At 50.8% G+C, this 14,884-nt stretch carries 13 protein-coding genes and 1 tRNA gene; 4 read left to right on the top strand and 10 right to left on the bottom strand.

The features are described 5' to 3' along the window. Positions 1 to 37 precede the first annotated feature (37 nt). Together B4O97_RS01340 and B4O97_RS01335 are read left to right on the top strand one after the other, a co-directional pair. Positions 38 to 580, top strand: coding sequence for a TRAP transporter small permease (locus B4O97_RS01340; protein ID WP_083047548.1), 543 nt, complete (start codon positions 38 to 40; stop codon positions 578 to 580). After that, positions 581 to 1,861 (top strand): TRAP transporter large permease, encoded by a 1,281-nt coding sequence (locus tag B4O97_RS01335; RefSeq protein WP_083047546.1) that lies wholly within the window; start codon positions 581 to 583, stop codon positions 1,859 to 1,861. 49 nt (positions 1,862 to 1,910) lie between these two features. On the opposite strand, the gene B4O97_RS01330 is transcribed toward B4O97_RS01335, so the two are convergent. The 8 genes from B4O97_RS01330 to B4O97_RS01295 form a co-directional block, all read right to left on the bottom strand. Beyond that, on the bottom strand, positions 1,911 to 3,800 hold the full coding sequence (locus tag B4O97_RS01330) for a sigma 54-interacting transcriptional regulator (protein WP_083047544.1): 1,890 nt from the start codon (positions 3,798 to 3,800) through the stop codon (positions 1,911 to 1,913). 82 nt (positions 3,801 to 3,882) lie between these two features. Further along, on the bottom strand, positions 3,883 to 5,151 hold the full coding sequence (locus tag B4O97_RS01325; protein WP_083047542.1) for an iron-containing alcohol dehydrogenase: 1,269 nt from the start codon (positions 5,149 to 5,151) through the stop codon (positions 3,883 to 3,885). 114 nt (positions 5,152 to 5,265) lie between these two features. After that, on the bottom strand, positions 5,266 to 6,234 hold the full coding sequence (locus B4O97_RS01320; protein WP_083047540.1) for a hydroxyacid dehydrogenase: 969 nt from the start codon (positions 6,232 to 6,234) through the stop codon (positions 5,266 to 5,268). A gap of 10 nt (positions 6,235 to 6,244) precedes the next feature. Further along, the gene (locus B4O97_RS01315) at positions 6,245 to 7,000 is read right to left on the bottom strand and encodes an HpcH/HpaI aldolase family protein (protein ID WP_083047538.1); all 756 of its coding nucleotides are present in this window, start codon (positions 6,998 to 7,000) and stop codon (positions 6,245 to 6,247) included. 58 nt (positions 7,001 to 7,058) lie between these two features. Beyond that, the gene (locus tag B4O97_RS01310; protein ID WP_083047536.1) at positions 7,059 to 7,745 is read right to left on the bottom strand and encodes a GntR family transcriptional regulator; all 687 of its coding nucleotides are present in this window, start codon (positions 7,743 to 7,745) and stop codon (positions 7,059 to 7,061) included. Between the two features lie 171 nt (positions 7,746 to 7,916). After that, positions 7,917 to 9,422, bottom strand: coding sequence for a tripartite tricarboxylate transporter permease (locus B4O97_RS01305; RefSeq protein WP_083047534.1), 1,506 nt, complete (start codon positions 9,420 to 9,422; stop codon positions 7,917 to 7,919). 60 nt (positions 9,423 to 9,482) lie between these two features. Then, positions 9,483 to 9,989 carry a tripartite tricarboxylate transporter TctB family protein gene (locus B4O97_RS01300; RefSeq protein WP_083047532.1) on the bottom strand — a complete coding sequence of 169 codons (507 nt, stop codon included), beginning with the start codon at positions 9,987 to 9,989 and terminating at the stop codon, positions 9,483 to 9,485. 182 nt (positions 9,990 to 10,171) lie between these two features. After that, positions 10,172 to 11,305 carry a tripartite tricarboxylate transporter substrate binding protein gene (locus B4O97_RS01295; RefSeq protein ID WP_083047531.1) on the bottom strand — a complete coding sequence of 378 codons (1,134 nt, stop codon included), beginning with the start codon at positions 11,303 to 11,305 and terminating at the stop codon, positions 10,172 to 10,174. 241 nt (positions 11,306 to 11,546) lie between these two features. Here B4O97_RS01295 and B4O97_RS01290 point away from each other — a divergent pair, with 241 nt between their 5' ends. After that, positions 11,547 to 12,815 carry a nickel pincer cofactor-dependent isomerase, group 22 gene (locus B4O97_RS01290; protein WP_083047529.1) on the top strand — a complete coding sequence of 423 codons (1,269 nt, stop codon included), beginning with the start codon at positions 11,547 to 11,549 and terminating at the stop codon, positions 12,813 to 12,815. Positions 12,816 to 12,838: 23 nt separating this feature from the next. On the opposite strand, the gene B4O97_RS01285 is transcribed toward B4O97_RS01290, so the two are convergent. Then, positions 12,839 to 13,351: a hypothetical protein gene (locus tag B4O97_RS01285; protein ID WP_083047527.1), complete on the bottom strand. Its 513-nt coding sequence runs from the start codon at positions 13,349 to 13,351 to the stop codon at positions 12,839 to 12,841. A 133-nt stretch (positions 13,352 to 13,484) separates the two neighbouring features. On the opposite strand from B4O97_RS01285, the gene B4O97_RS01280 reads away from it, so the two are divergent. Further along, a tRNA-Ala gene (locus B4O97_RS01280) sits at positions 13,485 to 13,558 on the top strand. 397 nt (positions 13,559 to 13,955) lie between these two features. Here the strand turns inward: B4O97_RS01280 and B4O97_RS01270 are convergent. Then, positions 13,956 to 14,861: an NAD-dependent epimerase/dehydratase family protein gene (locus B4O97_RS01270; RefSeq protein ID WP_083047523.1), complete on the bottom strand. Its 906-nt coding sequence runs from the start codon at positions 14,859 to 14,861 to the stop codon at positions 13,956 to 13,958. Positions 14,862 to 14,884: the final 23 nt, after the last annotated feature.

Raw genomic sequence — 14,884 nt, 5'->3', positions numbered from 1 at the left:
CCGGTGCGGTCGGATATTCAACTTTTAAGGACATTGTATGGGCAGTTTACAAGCAGTAAAAGCCGTTCAGGTACTCTTTAAAAAAATGAGCGAACTATGCGAGAAGATTGGAATTACCATCAGCATCGTTTATGGGGTTTCGGTTTTTCTTATTGTTTTTTCCGGTGTCCTTCTTCGAACCGGGTTCACCCTTCAGGCACACCTGGGACTGAATATAGTACGCCCCTTTCCCTGGAGCGAGGAGCTTGCCCGCTGGCTTCTGGTGGGTCTCGCGATGTTAAGCGCCAGCGTAGGATTCAAACGCAAGGAACACATAGGAATTGAACTTGTTGTTGATCTGTTTCCACCGGTACTCAAACGGGCTGTTGCGATTATCACAGATATCACGGTCCTTATTTTCATGGCCATCTGTCTCTATTCTTCGTATATCGTTGCACTTCAGGCTGCAAATCAGACAGGCGACGTAATCCCCTATTCCATGCTCTGGGTTAAAATGAACATTCCCCTGGGATTTGCCTTTATGATAATCCATGCTTTATCGCATATGATATCCCAATTCTTCCCGGAGGAGAGTGAATAGATGGCACTGGTTTTTTCATCCTTTATCATACTTATGCTTCTGAATGTTCCCATCGCCTTCGTACTGGGAATCTCGTCACTTATATACTTTCTCTTTTTCGGCAACATCCCCCTCGCGGTTATCGGTCAGAAATTATACACAGGTACGGATAACTATGTACTCCTGGCAATACCCTTTTTCGTTCTTGCCGGGGAACTGATGAACCGTACACGGATAACAGACGATCTGGTAAGCTTTGCCAAAGCCCTGGTTGGTCGAATCCCTGGTGCTCTGGCCCAGGTCAACATAGTAACCAGTATCTTCTTTGCAGGACTTACCGGGGCGGCAGTCGCGGATACCGCTGCTATCGGCTCTCTTCTTATACCCGCCATGAAAAAAGAGGGCTATTCTCCCGAGTACGCAGCCGCAGTGACAACAACTTCTTCAATCATCGGCCCTATAATCCCGCCCAGCATTATTGTGGTAATCTACGCCACGGCAACAATGGAGTCCGTGGGAGCCCTCTTTATCGGTGGTTTTGTTCCCGGTCTCCTCATCGGTCTTGGCCTGATGCTCGTCGCACTGCTGTTCGCCTTGAAATACAAGCATCCCCGCCGTAAAACCAGAATGCCCGCACGGGAATTATACGTAACTACAAAGAACTCCCTGCTGGGGCTCCTGTGCCCCCTGATTATCGTAGGCGGTATTCTCTCCGGTGTCTTTACCCCGACGGAAGCAGCTGCCGTTGCCTGTGCATACGCGCTTATTGTCGGCGTTTTTGTTTTCAGAAACCTTTCGTTAAAAGACATCATCGCCAGCTTCGGCAAAAGCGCCATAACCTCCGGAGTAATTCTTCTTATAATCACCACGGCGACCCTCTTTTCAACTGTGCTTACCATTGAAAAGATACCCGAGGCTCTGGCGGAGTTCATGGTGAACCTGACCACGAACAAGTATATGTTCCTGCTGATCATCAATGTATTTCTGCTGTTTATGGGCATGATCCTTGAAACCGGAGCCAATGTAATTCTTCTGGCACCGATTCTCCTTCCGATTGCCCAGCTGTACGGAATCAATTCACTGCACTTTGCGCTGATCATGCTGGTCAACCTGAATATTGGATTGACAACCCCCCCCCTGGGTGTCTGCCTGTTTACAGCAGCCCCCATTGCCGGAGTTCGCTTTGAAAAGATCGCCAGGGCCGCAATGCCGTTTATCGGAATAGAGATTGTCGTACTTCTTATGATCACCTACTTGCCGGATATGGTTCTCTTTCTTCCGCGCATTACAGGTTACCTGTAGAAAGTCCGGTGAAGGTCTGGCTTCAGGCGGGGTACAGCCGTATCCCGCCTTATTTCAAGGCCAGTTTCTTGCGAAGGGTGACACGGTCGATTCCCAGCTCCCTGGCTGTACGGGAAACGTTTCGGTCGTTCAATTCCCAGCGTTGCCGGATAATCTCCTCCTCGATCTCCCGCAGAGTTTTTGCCTCGCCGTCGGTACTTTTCGCGGCGGAATATGTTTTTATGGAATGCTCTGACTTCAGCTCATCAATCAGATCAAGATAGACTTCTTCCCGCTCCTCCTCCAGGGAGGTCAGAACAGCGACTTTTTCGGCAAAATTGCGCAGTTGTCTCACGTTACCCGGCCATGGATACTGGATCATCACTTCATAGAGTTTGTCGGATATACAGTCCACGGGAACGGAGTTCCTGTTTTTCGCTGTTGAATAGAAGGCCGCGAAAAGGGGTACTATATCCTCAGCCCGTTTGCGGAGGGGCGGAATCTCAATATCCAGGATTTTGAGCCGGTAATAGAGATCCTTTCGGAACCTTCCCGCTTCAGCTTCCTCCAGCAGATCCTTGTTGCTCGCAGCGATAATCCTGATATCTATATCAAAAATCTTGTTGTCCCCGATTCGCATAAGCTTCTTTTCCTGAAGGACCCGCAGAAAGCGGGCCTGAACGGCATTGCTCATATCATTCACTTCGTCCAGAAATATAGTACCCTTATGGGCCAGTTCAAAAAGCCCCGGCTTTCCTCCCTTACGTGCGCCGGTAAAGGCACCTTCCGCGTAACCAAAGAGTTCACTTTCCAGGAGACTGTCCGGTAAAGCTGCACAGTTGACTCCGATAAAAGGCCCGTCACTACGGGGAGAGGCATTGTGAATGCTCTGGGCGAAAATTTCTTTTCCGCAGCCTGTTTCTCCCAGGAGCAGGACCGTGGAGTCTGTTCTGCTGAAACGTCTGGCGCGTTCAACGGTCTTTAACATGATCTTGCTGCGGGCTACTATGGAGTCAAAGGTATCATTCGCAATAAGTCCTCTGCTCGTCAGCTGCTGTCGTATCATTCCTTCCATATCATGGTAGTATCCCGTACTCTGGAGAAACAGCAGCGTCGCCTCCCGGATCCCATCCACCCGGACTGCCGAGACCTCCAGTAAAAAATCCTTGCCGTCGATCTGTATAAGACGGTTCCTGTTCTTGCCGTGAACTGATTCGCCGATCTGGCCGGGTATTAAATCTGAGCTTATCTTCGTTCCGGTCAGCCTGTACCGGCTGACTCCGAGGATCTTTTCCGCCTTTGAGTTTATAATTTCAATGGTATCTTCCGAGTCGAGGTAGATAACCCCTTTGTCGGTATGCTCCAGAATCGTATGCAGCCTGTTGCTGCGGACAATGCCTTCGTGCATATGGTCATAAAACCTGGCGGCGGCTTCGACCGTGGCCCTTATGGCCTCCGGTCCGGAACGCACCAGCTCGCAATTGATATTTCTGCCCTGGGCCGTCGTTATCGATACGGTATCGCCGATCAGAATATCCGCACCCCAGTTCTTGACCCTATCGAGCACGCTGTCGATTTTTTCCCGGTGCTGGACCAGAAAATACCCAAGTTCCACCCCGAGGATTTCCGCAAGACTCCGTGCGCCGCTGACTACATTCTCATAGCCTACAACAGCGACTTTGCTGCCCCTCTTTACGTATGGGTAAACCACCCGCAGCAGGTCAAAAGCTGTAACGTCGATCTCAAAAACCGGAATCTGAAGGTTCTGCCGTAAAAGTGAGGCGGTCCCTCCGCGGCTCACTATTACATCAACCTGACTGCGGACAAGTTCATCGTGGGCGATCTGAAGCCCCTTTTCCAAATCCCCCAAAAGGACTTTAACCTGGTACGGGGAATCCTTCAGGGTCTCTCCGGCAGTTTTAACAAGATCCAGATAGGGTGCGATAAATAGAATATTCACGGGGAGGATTATATCATACCATCAAAAAAAAGGCCTGCCACGCTGAGGGCGGCAGGCCGGGAATAATCGCTCATCCTGGAGTTTACAGGTTTTTTATAACCGAGAAATCTCCGGTCTTTGCTGCTTCAAGAACGGATCCCATATAGACGTCGATCTGATCTGCAGTCATCGGGGTCGGCATGTTCTCAAGCTTCATCTTCAGCTGCGGGTTTTTGGCCGCGGTAAGACAGCGGTCGATATGGGCCTGGGTAAAACCTTCAACCTCAGACAGCTTTACAGGGAAACCGATCTTCCGGGAAAGCTCGAGCATTGCTTCTGCTACCGCTACCCCGAGGTCGCGGCCGGTAAGGGAAAAAAGATCGCCCTTGAGCAGGCCGGCCTTTTCATAGATACCGCCAACGAGCTTCAGGGATTTTTCGATGGCCGGGGCAAAGAATACGGTGTAGTAGGGATTCATCATGGCACAGGCCCGGCCATGGCTCAGGATGTCGATAAGGGAGAAGCTGGTCAGGTGAGCACCGTTGGTTCCACCGACCATGATGGCGTATCCGCCCATATCAGTGGCGAGACACAGGGCGTCCCGGGCATCGAGGTCATCGGGATTATCGATAACTCTGGGAAGATTTTCGACTACCAGCCCGATACCGGCCTCGGCAATCTTTTCGACCTTATCGTAGTTCGGGTTTCCGACTGCACCATACAGTACTTCAAGACAGTGGGCAATTCCGTCCAGTGCTCCGTCCATAATCAGGCTCTTGGGAGCGCCATAGGTAACGGAAAAATCAAAAACAGGAAACTGGGGAACGATGGCTTCATCAACAACCAGCTTTTTCTGACCGGTTTTAAGGTCGGTGATGTTTGAGTACTTTGTCAGATGCGCACCGGAGCTTGCAGCAGTCTGAATGGCGATGTGGGGGGTAAGCTTTTTTCCGCTCTTTTCCACTACGGCAGTCACCTGTCCGGTTCCGAAATAGTCTTCGATATCCCCGCCGAGGGTGCGCAGAACCTCTGCGGATTTTACTGCGTCAATCGTGCTTCCGCCGCCGAAACTTACGAGCACGTCGGGGTTGGCGTCAACTATGGCCCTGGTGATCCTGCTGAGGTCTTCACGGGGTGCGTTGGGTCCTGCTCCTGCCTCTTCCTTTGCGATGGTCACGCCCGCATCCGTCAGGGACTTGCGTATTTTTTCAATATGCTCGTCACTTCCGGGGAATTTGTCGCAAACGAATACTGCTGTTTTACCAACAGCAGCGGCTACCTTACCCACGTCTCCAAGGACATCTCTGCCATAGAGATAATTATCGCCCTTGAACTCCTTGAGCAGGCCTTCTGCTGTTTTTCGATAGTCCATAAAATAACTCCTGTAAAATTAATCTCTTGTAGGGTAACAAAAAAAACAGGTTCGGAAAACCCTCCCCTGTTTTCAATATGGGACTCCCCGAAGGAAGTCCCCCGGATTACCGTATTATCTGGGATTCGAAGGGTTGTTAACCGGCCAGGTCGGCTTTTTCCCGTTGAGGGCTTCATCGATTCCCTGGGCCGCGTGAGTAGCCATTCTGATCATACACTCGGTTGTGAGTGCAGCGTTATGGGGAGTCACGACGACATTATCCATACTGAAGAAGGGATGGTCCTTGACAGGCGGCTCTTCGGCAAACACATCAAGACCGGCGCCGGCAATCTCGCCCTTTTTCAGAGCCTCTACAAGGGCAGGTTCATCAACGACCTCACCCCTGGCAGCATTGATTATGCAGGCGCTCTTTTTCATCAGACCGAACTCCTTTGCACCTATGGAGTTCTTGGTCTTGGGGGTGGCGGGAATATGGATTGTCAGATAATCGGAGGACCTGAAGATCTCATCCCAATCATCGACCTTTGTAACCCACTGAGGAAACTCATCAGCCTTAAGATATGGATCATATCCGAAGACCTTCATGCCAAGTCCGTGGTAGGCTTTTTGCGCCACAAGACGACCGATCTTTCCCATGCCCAGAACACCAAGGACCTTGCCTTCCAGGTCGCTTCCCTTTACCCGGTTTCTGATTTCGAAATCTCCCGCCCTGAAGGCCTTGTCGCTTCGTACGATGTTGTGGGCAAGAGCTATAATGAGACCAAGAGCGTGCTCGGCAACGGTGTTCGAATTGGATTCCGGTGCGTTTGTCACCCAGATTCCCATCTCCTCGGCTTTTTTAACGTCAATATTATCCACGCCGACACCGTGGCGTCCGATAACCTTGAGTTTTTTACCTGCTTCCAGCACCTCTGCGGGAAAAGGTGCAGTCCTGGCAAGAATGGCATCACAGTCAGCAACATCCTTAACGATATCTTCCACGGTGATACCGCTGCCCATTTTTATCTCATAGCCTTTATCCCGAAGATAGGCTTTGCCTTCTTCCATAATGTCCTGCGGGATTAAAACCTTGTATGCAGCCATTATATGCTCCTTACCCTTTTACTTTCTTGGCAATAGCGGCAAAACCGCTGCTGAGAATATTGATATCCAGATCATTCATTACCATATCCATATCCGGAAGCCACTTGTCGAAGAGCGCCCCGCCTGCATGGAGAGCAAAGTACTTGTTATGTTTCTTGGCGGCAGCGACGACCTTGGCGATAGCGGCCTGGTTGGTCTCGCACATTGTATCTCCGGGAACACCGAGAGAAATTGCCAGGTCGTTGGGGCCGATGAGAAGAACATCGATGCCGTCCACAGCCGCAATCTTGTCGATGTTTTCCACTGCTTCCTTGGTCTCGATCTGGGCGATAGCCAGGGTTGCCTGGTTCTGTTCCTTCATGAAGGTCGGCACGTCAGTCTTGACTCCCCCGAAAGAGGTGAAAACACCATTGCTTCCGAATCCCCGGCCTCCGACGGGAGCATAACGGGAATACTTTACAAGGGTCTTCGCTTCTTCTTCAGTACTCAGCATGGGGCACATGATTCCATCGGCACCGGCGTCCATGAGGCGGGAAACATATCCCTTGGATAATTCCGGTATACGTACAAAAATTCCCAGCCCCACGGACCGGGCCACCTTTGCCACATCGGAAAAGGATTCAATGGAGAGAGGGCCGTGTTCCATATCAAACATGATAAAATCGAGCCCGGCGTGTTTCGCAATCTGTGCAACAGCAGGATTTCTCATCATCCTGACCATTGTTCCAATAATTTTTTTACCTTCCCGCAGTTCCTTTACTGCCATTTTTGCTCCTCCTGATATATTGTAAAGCCTCTACAGAATCCTGCTGTACAGCTTTCAATTACCGATTTTCAATTTCTTTTCTGCTTTTTCCATTACTGCCCCGGGGAACAAAGACCTGGGGATAAAACGTATCAAGTATTCCTCTGCATGTAGTTCGCAGATGCTCCCGCATGAGGGATTCACTTTTATCGGGATCACCGGAGAGAATAGAATCAATGATAGAGACATGATAATCCCTGGAAAGAGTTTCTATTGATACAGAATGCCGCGCAATATTGCTCGTCATTTTCGCCATATAGCTGACTTTCTGATAGATTTCCTTTAAAAGCGCGTTTGAGGAGCCTTCCATGACCGTCTCATGAAACAGCCGGCCCGCTTTCGGCCCCTCTTCCGCCATATTTGTATCGTCCAGGCTGAACAGTCTTTTTCGCAGTGCCGTTAACCTTTCGAATATCTGAACATCGCCGCGCTGGCAGGTCAGCCGTACAGCCATGCCTTCAATAGCTTCACGGGCCTGAAAAATGTCAAAGATCTGCTCCCAGCCCAATTTGCGGACAAAAAACCCCCGGGAGGGTTTCTGCTCTACAATGCCTTCGAGCACCAGGCGCCAGAGGATCTCCCGTATGGGAGTTCTGCTGATTTCATAAAATTCACACAACTCCCGCTCGATCAGGGATTCCCCCTGCTCATAGACTTCAGTCAGTATTTTTTCCCGCAGATCATTCAAGATCTCATTTTTTGTCATTTTTCAGGTTGACCCGCCTTGTAAAATATTTGTATACCAATTGGATACCATAAGTCAAGGGGCTCCAGCATATAGTATGTCACGATCCGTATGCCTGGCACTTTATCATACACCAGGCATATTTCATACGGGGGATCTGACAGATCCCCCGTACTGTTTTACTCCGAAATCCTACTCATCCTGAATCTTCAGTTTCTTGCGGAACTTCATCTGACTGTAGATGATGATGATAAATGCGATGAGCAGCACCAGGCCGAAGGGCCGCATAAACATACCGGGGATGTTACCGGAATAGGTAACGAGAGCGCGGCGCAGGGACTGGTCAGCCACGGTGCCTATCATAACTCCCAGGACCATGGGTGCCAGGGGAAAGCTTCTCAGGCGCATTACATATCCGACGACGCCGAAGATAAACATGACCAGAACATCAAAGGTATTGAACCCAACGCCCCAGGCGCCGATTATTCCGAGTCCCACTGCAACCGGAAGTATAACCTCCCGCCGGACCGACAGGAGTCCGATAAAATATTTGGACAGCAGCCAGGACAAGAGCCGGAATATCACCGCTGAAACCCAGAAAAGAAAGATAACCTTCGCGATGAATCCGGGGAATTCGATAATGAGCATGGGACCCGGCCGGATACCGTACATGAACAGCGCTGCGAGCATAACGGCTGTAGGACCGCTTCCGGGAATACCCAGAACCAGCATGGGAATCAAGGCCCCGCCGGAGGTGGCGTTGTTCGCGACCTCCGGAGCGATGACTCCCTCGGGAATACCGGTGCCGAACTTGCTGCCGTCCTTCGATTTTCTCTGGGCCATGTCGTAGGCCAGCCAGGGAGCCACAGACTCACCAACCCCGGGTACTATTCCGACCCCAATTCCTATCATTATGGATCTGAAGATTGTTCTGATGTTTCCCTTGAAATCCCGAACCCTGGCAATCATGCGTCCAGGCTTCTCGGTCAACTGGTATGGAACCCTGTCGCGCAGAACCCAGAAAACTTCGGCGATACCGAAGAGACCGATAAGAACAGGCAGGAATTTTACTCCCCGCATCAGGGCCGGAGTATAACCATAGCGGAAGACACCCCAGATGGGGTCTGTACCGATCATTACAACCAGAAAGCCGGCGAAAGCCGCAATCCATCCCTTCACAGGATTCTTGGCACCAAGTGCACCGGCAAGGGTTAGTCCGATCAGGGATACAAGAAAGATTTCCCAGTCCCCGAGCTTCAAGGCTACCACGGCAATGAAGGGCAGCAGAATAAAGGTGCCCAGTTCTCCGCCGATTTCTCCAAAGAAACTCGACCAGGTTGCAAGCCCTACGGCCTCGCGGGATTTTCCGTTTCTTGCCATGGCGTGTCCGTCAAGAACGGTTGCCGCAGCAGCGGGTGTCCCGGGCATATTCAGAAGAATAGCCGTAATACTTCCGCCGTAAATCGCCCCGGTATAGATCCCCACAAGAAGCCCGATTCCGGCGTCCACAGGCATCTTGAACACGAAGCCGAGCATAAGGGTCATGGACATGACCGCAGAGATTCCCGGCAGGATTCCGCCGATTATTCCCAGCAGACCACCGAGGACAAGCCCCATAAGGGTTTGCGGGTTTGTAAGAACGGAGAGGGCCATGCTCGGCAGCATCGTCCACTCCTGTATAAGTATGCCCCAATCCATCTAGCCAACCTCCCTAGGGTTACATAATGTCGTATTCTTCATAACAATTTGAAATCCTGCTTAGGGTAACGGCATCTGATATACGGTTGGGACTATATAGGCGATAAGTACCGTATTCATGGCACTGTATAACAGAACGCGCCAGAGTCTTCCAACCTGCAGGTAATAGTAGATCACAAACAAGAAAACGAAGGTAATAAGAATAAAATTAACCACGCCCACCAGGACAATATAGATCCCGGTCATTACGATCAGAGCAACAGACCGCCTGACAGCTTCATCCCCACGGGCATTCTTAAACCATTCGCTTATACTTAGACTCGCAGATTTGTTTTTCTTCAAGGTCTCAATAATAAGAATAACCGATAATACGGAAACCAGTACGGACAGAAGCATAGGGGTAAAACCCGCCGATGTAATAAAGCCCATATTGGATTTATAGGTAAACTGGGTGGCGCCGATAAACATGAGTATCGCGAACAGAAGAAAAAAACAGGCCGCCAGGATATCGGAAAGTGTTTCATGACCTGAAGGCTTCATCTGTTCATTCGGCTGATTATCTTTCATGATTAATGCCTCTCTCTAATTAGGCTACAGTATGATTACAGGTCACCTTTAAAACTACCCTTTTTACTGCCATTTTCTTAAGGTGCCTTGGTATTGCTTTTTGCAGATTCAGAGGCAGCCTGACGGCTGCCTCTGATGATAATTCTGAAAGAAATCCTGAGTAAAGTTATTGTGCCGCCCTCTTAGTCGGCCAGCTCGCTTTCATACAGCTCCTCAGCCTTGGCAGGCCAGGGGCGAATGTTGGCTGATGTTTCGTTGTAAGGCCATTCCCATTCAGTTACCCTTGGAATTCCAAGAGTTTCAGGGCTTACATCAACGATGCCATAGTCGTACTGAGCCCAGCCACGGCCGGCACCTACAATTGCTGCCGCCTCGTCCGCAGCATCTCCCATTTTGGGATTTACAATAATACCTCTGGATTCAAGAGCAGCCTTGAAGCGATCCTGCTTTACAGCGTACACAAAAGCCTCAGCCATCTTTTCGATAACCGCCTCCGGGGTATCACGTTTTACAGCAATTCCCCAGTATGGGTTGATGGACATATAGACTTCCAGTTCAGGATAGTACTTGTTTACTGTCGGGAAAGTTACACCTCGCCATACATAGTCTTTGTCGTACAGATTAAGAACTGGTTTGATTCTACCTTCTTCGGCCCAGTCGGAAACATCCCCGAGGGATACGGAAATGTATTCAACGTCGCCGGACAGGAGGTATCGTCCTGCTTCGCGGCCGCCGTTGTAGGGAACTTCCTGGACCTTGTCAGCGATCCCTGCAGCCTGAGCAAAAACCTCGCCAAAAATTGAGCCGTTACCGCCGCGGCTGGTGGAACCGTATTTTACCACCTTGTTTCCGCTCTTGATGGCATCCACAAGATCGGTAATATCATCATACCCGGAATCGGTGCGTACATAGATGGTAGTTGCACCCATACCTGCAGGGAAAGGATAGAACTCTTCCCAGCCCACCTTGGCCTGCCGTGTAATGGGATATGTCGCCTGTACCTGGGCCCCACCGAACCAGCGGTAACCGTCACTTTCGGCCTGATACACGTTCTGATACGCGATACCACCGTTGGCACCTTCCATATTTGTAATCTTGATTTCGACCCCCAGATACTCAGACATTTCCTGAGCTACGGCACGTGCGGTGGTATCGGATGTTCCACCTGCGGACCATCCGAGCATAACCGTGATGGGTCGAGTAGGCCATTCGGGGGCAGCATCACCACCCTCCTTGGCACCTTCGGCGAATACCGGCATTGCAAGAGCAAGCACGAGTAAGGCACCAACTAAACCAATAAAAATCCTTTTCTTCATGAGAACCTCCTGGAACTGGAAATTGAATTGTGTACTTTTTTGAATACATTGTATACCAATAATATTTTTTATTCTAAGAGCAAATAATACATCTGTCAATGAAAAATGGATCAGAATAAAGGCTCTTTTTGCCCTTGAAGTTCCTTTCAATGCCGAATATAATTCCAGCTGGTATTTTTCAAGAATACGATATTATTACTTTTGTATACCATATTTTTCACCACATCAAGCAGGAGATTTTATGGATTCCATAAGCAAAATTCTCGACCCGATGCCACTACCGAGGATGTACCGTGTGCGCCACCGCATTGAAGGCCCGTCCATATCCGATGTTCCCGGCGAAGTCCGTAAGCAGCTTGCCTCCGGCAAGGCGCTTGCAAAAATCAAGAGGGGACAAAGCATAGCAATAACCGTGGGCAGCCGGGGAATCGTCAATCAGCCCCTGGTGGTAAAAACCCTGGTGGAAGAGCTGAGAAAAGCCGGAGCCGAACCGTTTCTGATTCCCGCAATGGGGAGTCACGGCGGCGCCACCGCAGAAGGACAGATCGAGATCCTCCGGGACCTTGGTTTTACCGAAGAATACACCGGGGCGCCTATACGAGCGAGCATGGAGACTGTACAAATCGGGCAGACTCCCTCGGGCCTTCCGGTATATATTGACAGGTATGCCCACGAAGCCGACGGAATAATCCTGGTAAACCGCGTAAAGGTTCACACATCCTTTACCGGCGAAATTGAAAGCGGACTAATCAAGATGAGCGTCATCGGTCTTGGAAAACAGAAGGGTGCAGAAATATGTCACGAACTGGGTTTTGAGCAGATGGAACCCAGGCTTCTGGAAATATCCAGGACAATAATCGATAAGGCTTCCATTCTGTTCGGACTGGCCATGCTGGAAAACGGTCTGCATGAGACGGCGGAAATCCATGTAGTAGCCCGGGAAGAAATAGAGAAGAAAGAACTGGAGCTTCAAAAACGGGCCAAGAAACTCCTTGCCCGGGTACCCTTCAAGGAACTGGAGGCGCTGATAATCGACCGTATAGGTAAAGAAATCAGCGGGGCGGGACTGGACCCCAACGTGGTGGGCCGCTATCATACCGGCCTCGGCAGCGGAGGCCCCTCGGTAACCCGGATAAGCATCCTTGATATTACTGAAGCCTCTCACGGTAACGGCTGCGGCCTGGGAATCGGGGATTTTACAACCCGACGGGCCTTTGAAAAGTTCGATTTCGCCGCATCCTACCCCAACTCCCTGACCTCGAACGTGACAGTTTCATCAAAAATACCCCTGGTTATGAAGAACGATCGTCAGGCAATCCAGGCAGCAATAAAGACCTGCCTGCTGTGGGATAAAACCCGGGCGCGACTCGTACGAATCCGGGACACCCTCTCCCTGGAAGAGTTTGAAGTATCTGAAACCCTTATGATGGAGGTAGAACAAAACCCGAACCTGGAGGTGCTGGAAGGCCCCTACGATTTCCGCTTTGACGAAAAAGGTAACCTGGTATAAATAGACAGGCGGCCTGAAAAGCCCTATCCCTTCAGCCTGGAATAACGCAGCAACACAAGGAAGATCGGGCCGGGACCTTTCCAGCCGGAATCCCGCTGGACCTCCCACCAGGCGGAGCAGCCCGTGAAAAGGGAGAACTGCCGCTGTCTGCTTCTCCATCCCCAGCTGATGCCTCCGCCCCAGAGCCACCCGGCAAAAGGATCGTCTATGTTGGGGTCCCAGTCAATACAGGCCCCTTCCAGCAGGTTGAAATAGCCGACGGGTAAACCGCCTTCCAGATCAAGCTGGAATTTACTGTCCGGAGATCTCATATGGCGCACAGCTACAAGTCCATAGGAGACGGTGGGAAAACCGAGTACCGATACGCCTAAAGATCCGCGAAGCCCTGTCTGCGGCTGTAAAAGGAATTCCACCGCGGCCCTGGGTGTAAGGAGTTGGTCAAGTTCCACTGAAAAAATCTGCTGAGCCTCAAGGGAGAAGCAGGTAACGATCCCAAGCACGCAGCTCATCAGCATGACAGTGGATCGCTTTTTCATATTTTCCTCTTGTAAAAATATACTGCCGAAATACCGGCCCGTCTCAATTTTTCAGTGTACTTTTTTTAAGATCCATATTATAATTCCTATAATTATCTGGATAACTGTTTACAATAAAAGGCTTTAAATAGAAGGGGCTGTAGCTCAGCCGGCTAGAGCGGTTGGTTCGCAATCAACAGGTCGTGGGTTCGACTCCCATCAGCTCCAAAAACAAGAGGTCCGCTTTTGCGGGCCTGTTGTTTTTATAAGAGATGGGAGTCGAAACAAGCGAACGCGGCCCGTAAAGGGCCGGAAGCTAAACAGGATGTTTAGCGCCAGTGAGCGCGGCGGCCTGGAGGGAGGAGGCACGAAGCCGCCGACCGGAAGGGACTCCCATCAGCTCCAAAAACAAGAGGTCCGCTTTTGCGGGCCTCTTGTTTTTTGTAAGAGGTGGGAGTCGAAACAAAGTGAGCGCCGAGCAGGTGCGAGGAAGAGCGCACAGGATGTGCGCGGCAGCGAACGAAGGCGGCTCGAAGACCGGAGACAGGATGTCAACGGTCGGAGAGGACTCCCATCAGCTCCAGAACGGAAAAAGGTCTGCCGGTACGGCTGGCCTTATTGAGATCTACTGATGCGGCAGCTTCTTCAGCTCCTCCCGCCAGTTGTGCTGCTCCCTGAAACCCAGGATTTCCCGAGCCTTCTTATTTGACAGGGGGGCCTCATCTCCGGGAATCGGTCGGGTCAGGGGGACTCCGGGAGACCAGCGGCCGAGAAACTCCTCCGTGGGGATGTCCGCGGTTATCGTGTCGTTTACAGCATTAAAAACCTGAAAGCCCAATCCGTCTTTCTCCAGGCAGAGATGTACAATCTGCGCCAGGTCCCGGGCATCAACATAACTCCAGGCATTACGCTTGCGGGAGGGCGGGTCAGCGACAAAACCGGGAAACCTGTTGTACTCGTGAGGTTCAATCACGTTTCCAATCCGCAGAGCGTAGACATCAGCCTTGAATCTGGCGGCAAAGGCGCGGGCAGTACGTTCGTTCACCACCTTGGAGAGTCCGTAGCTGTCCATGGGATCCACGTCGTACTCCTCATCCAGGGGAAAACTGTGATAATCTTTATCTCCTTCGGCAAAGCAGACACCATACGTGGTCTCGCTGGAAGCAATTACTACCTTGCGGATCCCCAGCTTCATGGCCGCCTCGATAATATTGTAGGTACCCATTACATTGACCCGGTAGGTCTCGTTATCGGTATTGATGAGAATCCGCGGTACCGCCGCAAAGTGTACAACCGCATCCACCGGTCCCGGGGCGGAGCCCTTCTCCAGTCCGTCAAAACCGAAATGACTTGTCATGGCATTGAAGACCTGACCGCTGTCGGTTACATCCCCGATAAGAGTATGCACACCGGGAGTATCAAGGGCTTTCAGATCAAAGTTCAGAATACGATAGCCCTTTTCCATCAGCCAGGGGATCACGTGTTTGCCTGCTTTTCCTGTACCGCCGGTGAACAGAATTCTTTTACTCACAACATTCTCCTTACATCTTATAT

The sequence above is a fragment of the Marispirochaeta aestuarii genome, from assembly GCF_002087085.1.
GTDB classification, from domain to species: Bacteria; Spirochaetota; Spirochaetia; order JC444; family Marispirochaetaceae; genus Marispirochaeta; species Marispirochaeta aestuarii.
Note: the sequence above shows the minus strand (reverse complement) of the source record. Positions and strands in the feature narration are given on the sequence as shown.

Excerpts from the sequence above, each read along its gene's own strand:
- B4O97_RS01315 (WP_083047538.1), bottom strand. The coding sequence starts at position 7,000 with ATGGCAGTAAAGGAACTGCGGGAAGGTAAAAAAATTATTGGAACAATG.
- B4O97_RS01310 (WP_083047536.1), bottom strand. The coding sequence starts at position 7,745 with ATGACAAAAAATGAGATCTTGAATGATCTGCGGGAAAAAATACTGACT.
- B4O97_RS01340 (WP_083047548.1), top strand. The coding sequence starts at position 38 with ATGGGCAGTTTACAAGCAGTAAAAGCCGTTCAGGTACTCTTTAAAAAA.
- B4O97_RS01290 (WP_083047529.1), top strand. The coding sequence starts at position 11,547 with ATGGATTCCATAAGCAAAATTCTCGACCCGATGCCACTACCGAGGATG.
- B4O97_RS01300 (WP_083047532.1), bottom strand. The coding sequence starts at position 9,989 with ATGAAAGATAATCAGCCGAATGAACAGATGAAGCCTTCAGGTCATGAA.
- B4O97_RS01335 (WP_083047546.1), top strand. The coding sequence starts at position 581 with ATGGCACTGGTTTTTTCATCCTTTATCATACTTATGCTTCTGAATGTT.
- B4O97_RS01285 (WP_083047527.1), bottom strand. The coding sequence starts at position 13,351 with ATGAAAAAGCGATCCACTGTCATGCTGATGAGCTGCGTGCTTGGGATC.
- B4O97_RS01325 (WP_083047542.1), bottom strand. The coding sequence starts at position 5,151 with ATGGACTATCGAAAAACAGCAGAAGGCCTGCTCAAGGAGTTCAAGGGC.
- B4O97_RS01295 (WP_083047531.1), bottom strand. The coding sequence starts at position 11,305 with ATGAAGAAAAGGATTTTTATTGGTTTAGTTGGTGCCTTACTCGTGCTT.
- B4O97_RS01305 (WP_083047534.1), bottom strand. The coding sequence starts at position 9,422 with ATGGATTGGGGCATACTTATACAGGAGTGGACGATGCTGCCGAGCATG.
- B4O97_RS01320 (WP_083047540.1), bottom strand. The coding sequence starts at position 6,234 with ATGGCTGCATACAAGGTTTTAATCCCGCAGGACATTATGGAAGAAGGC.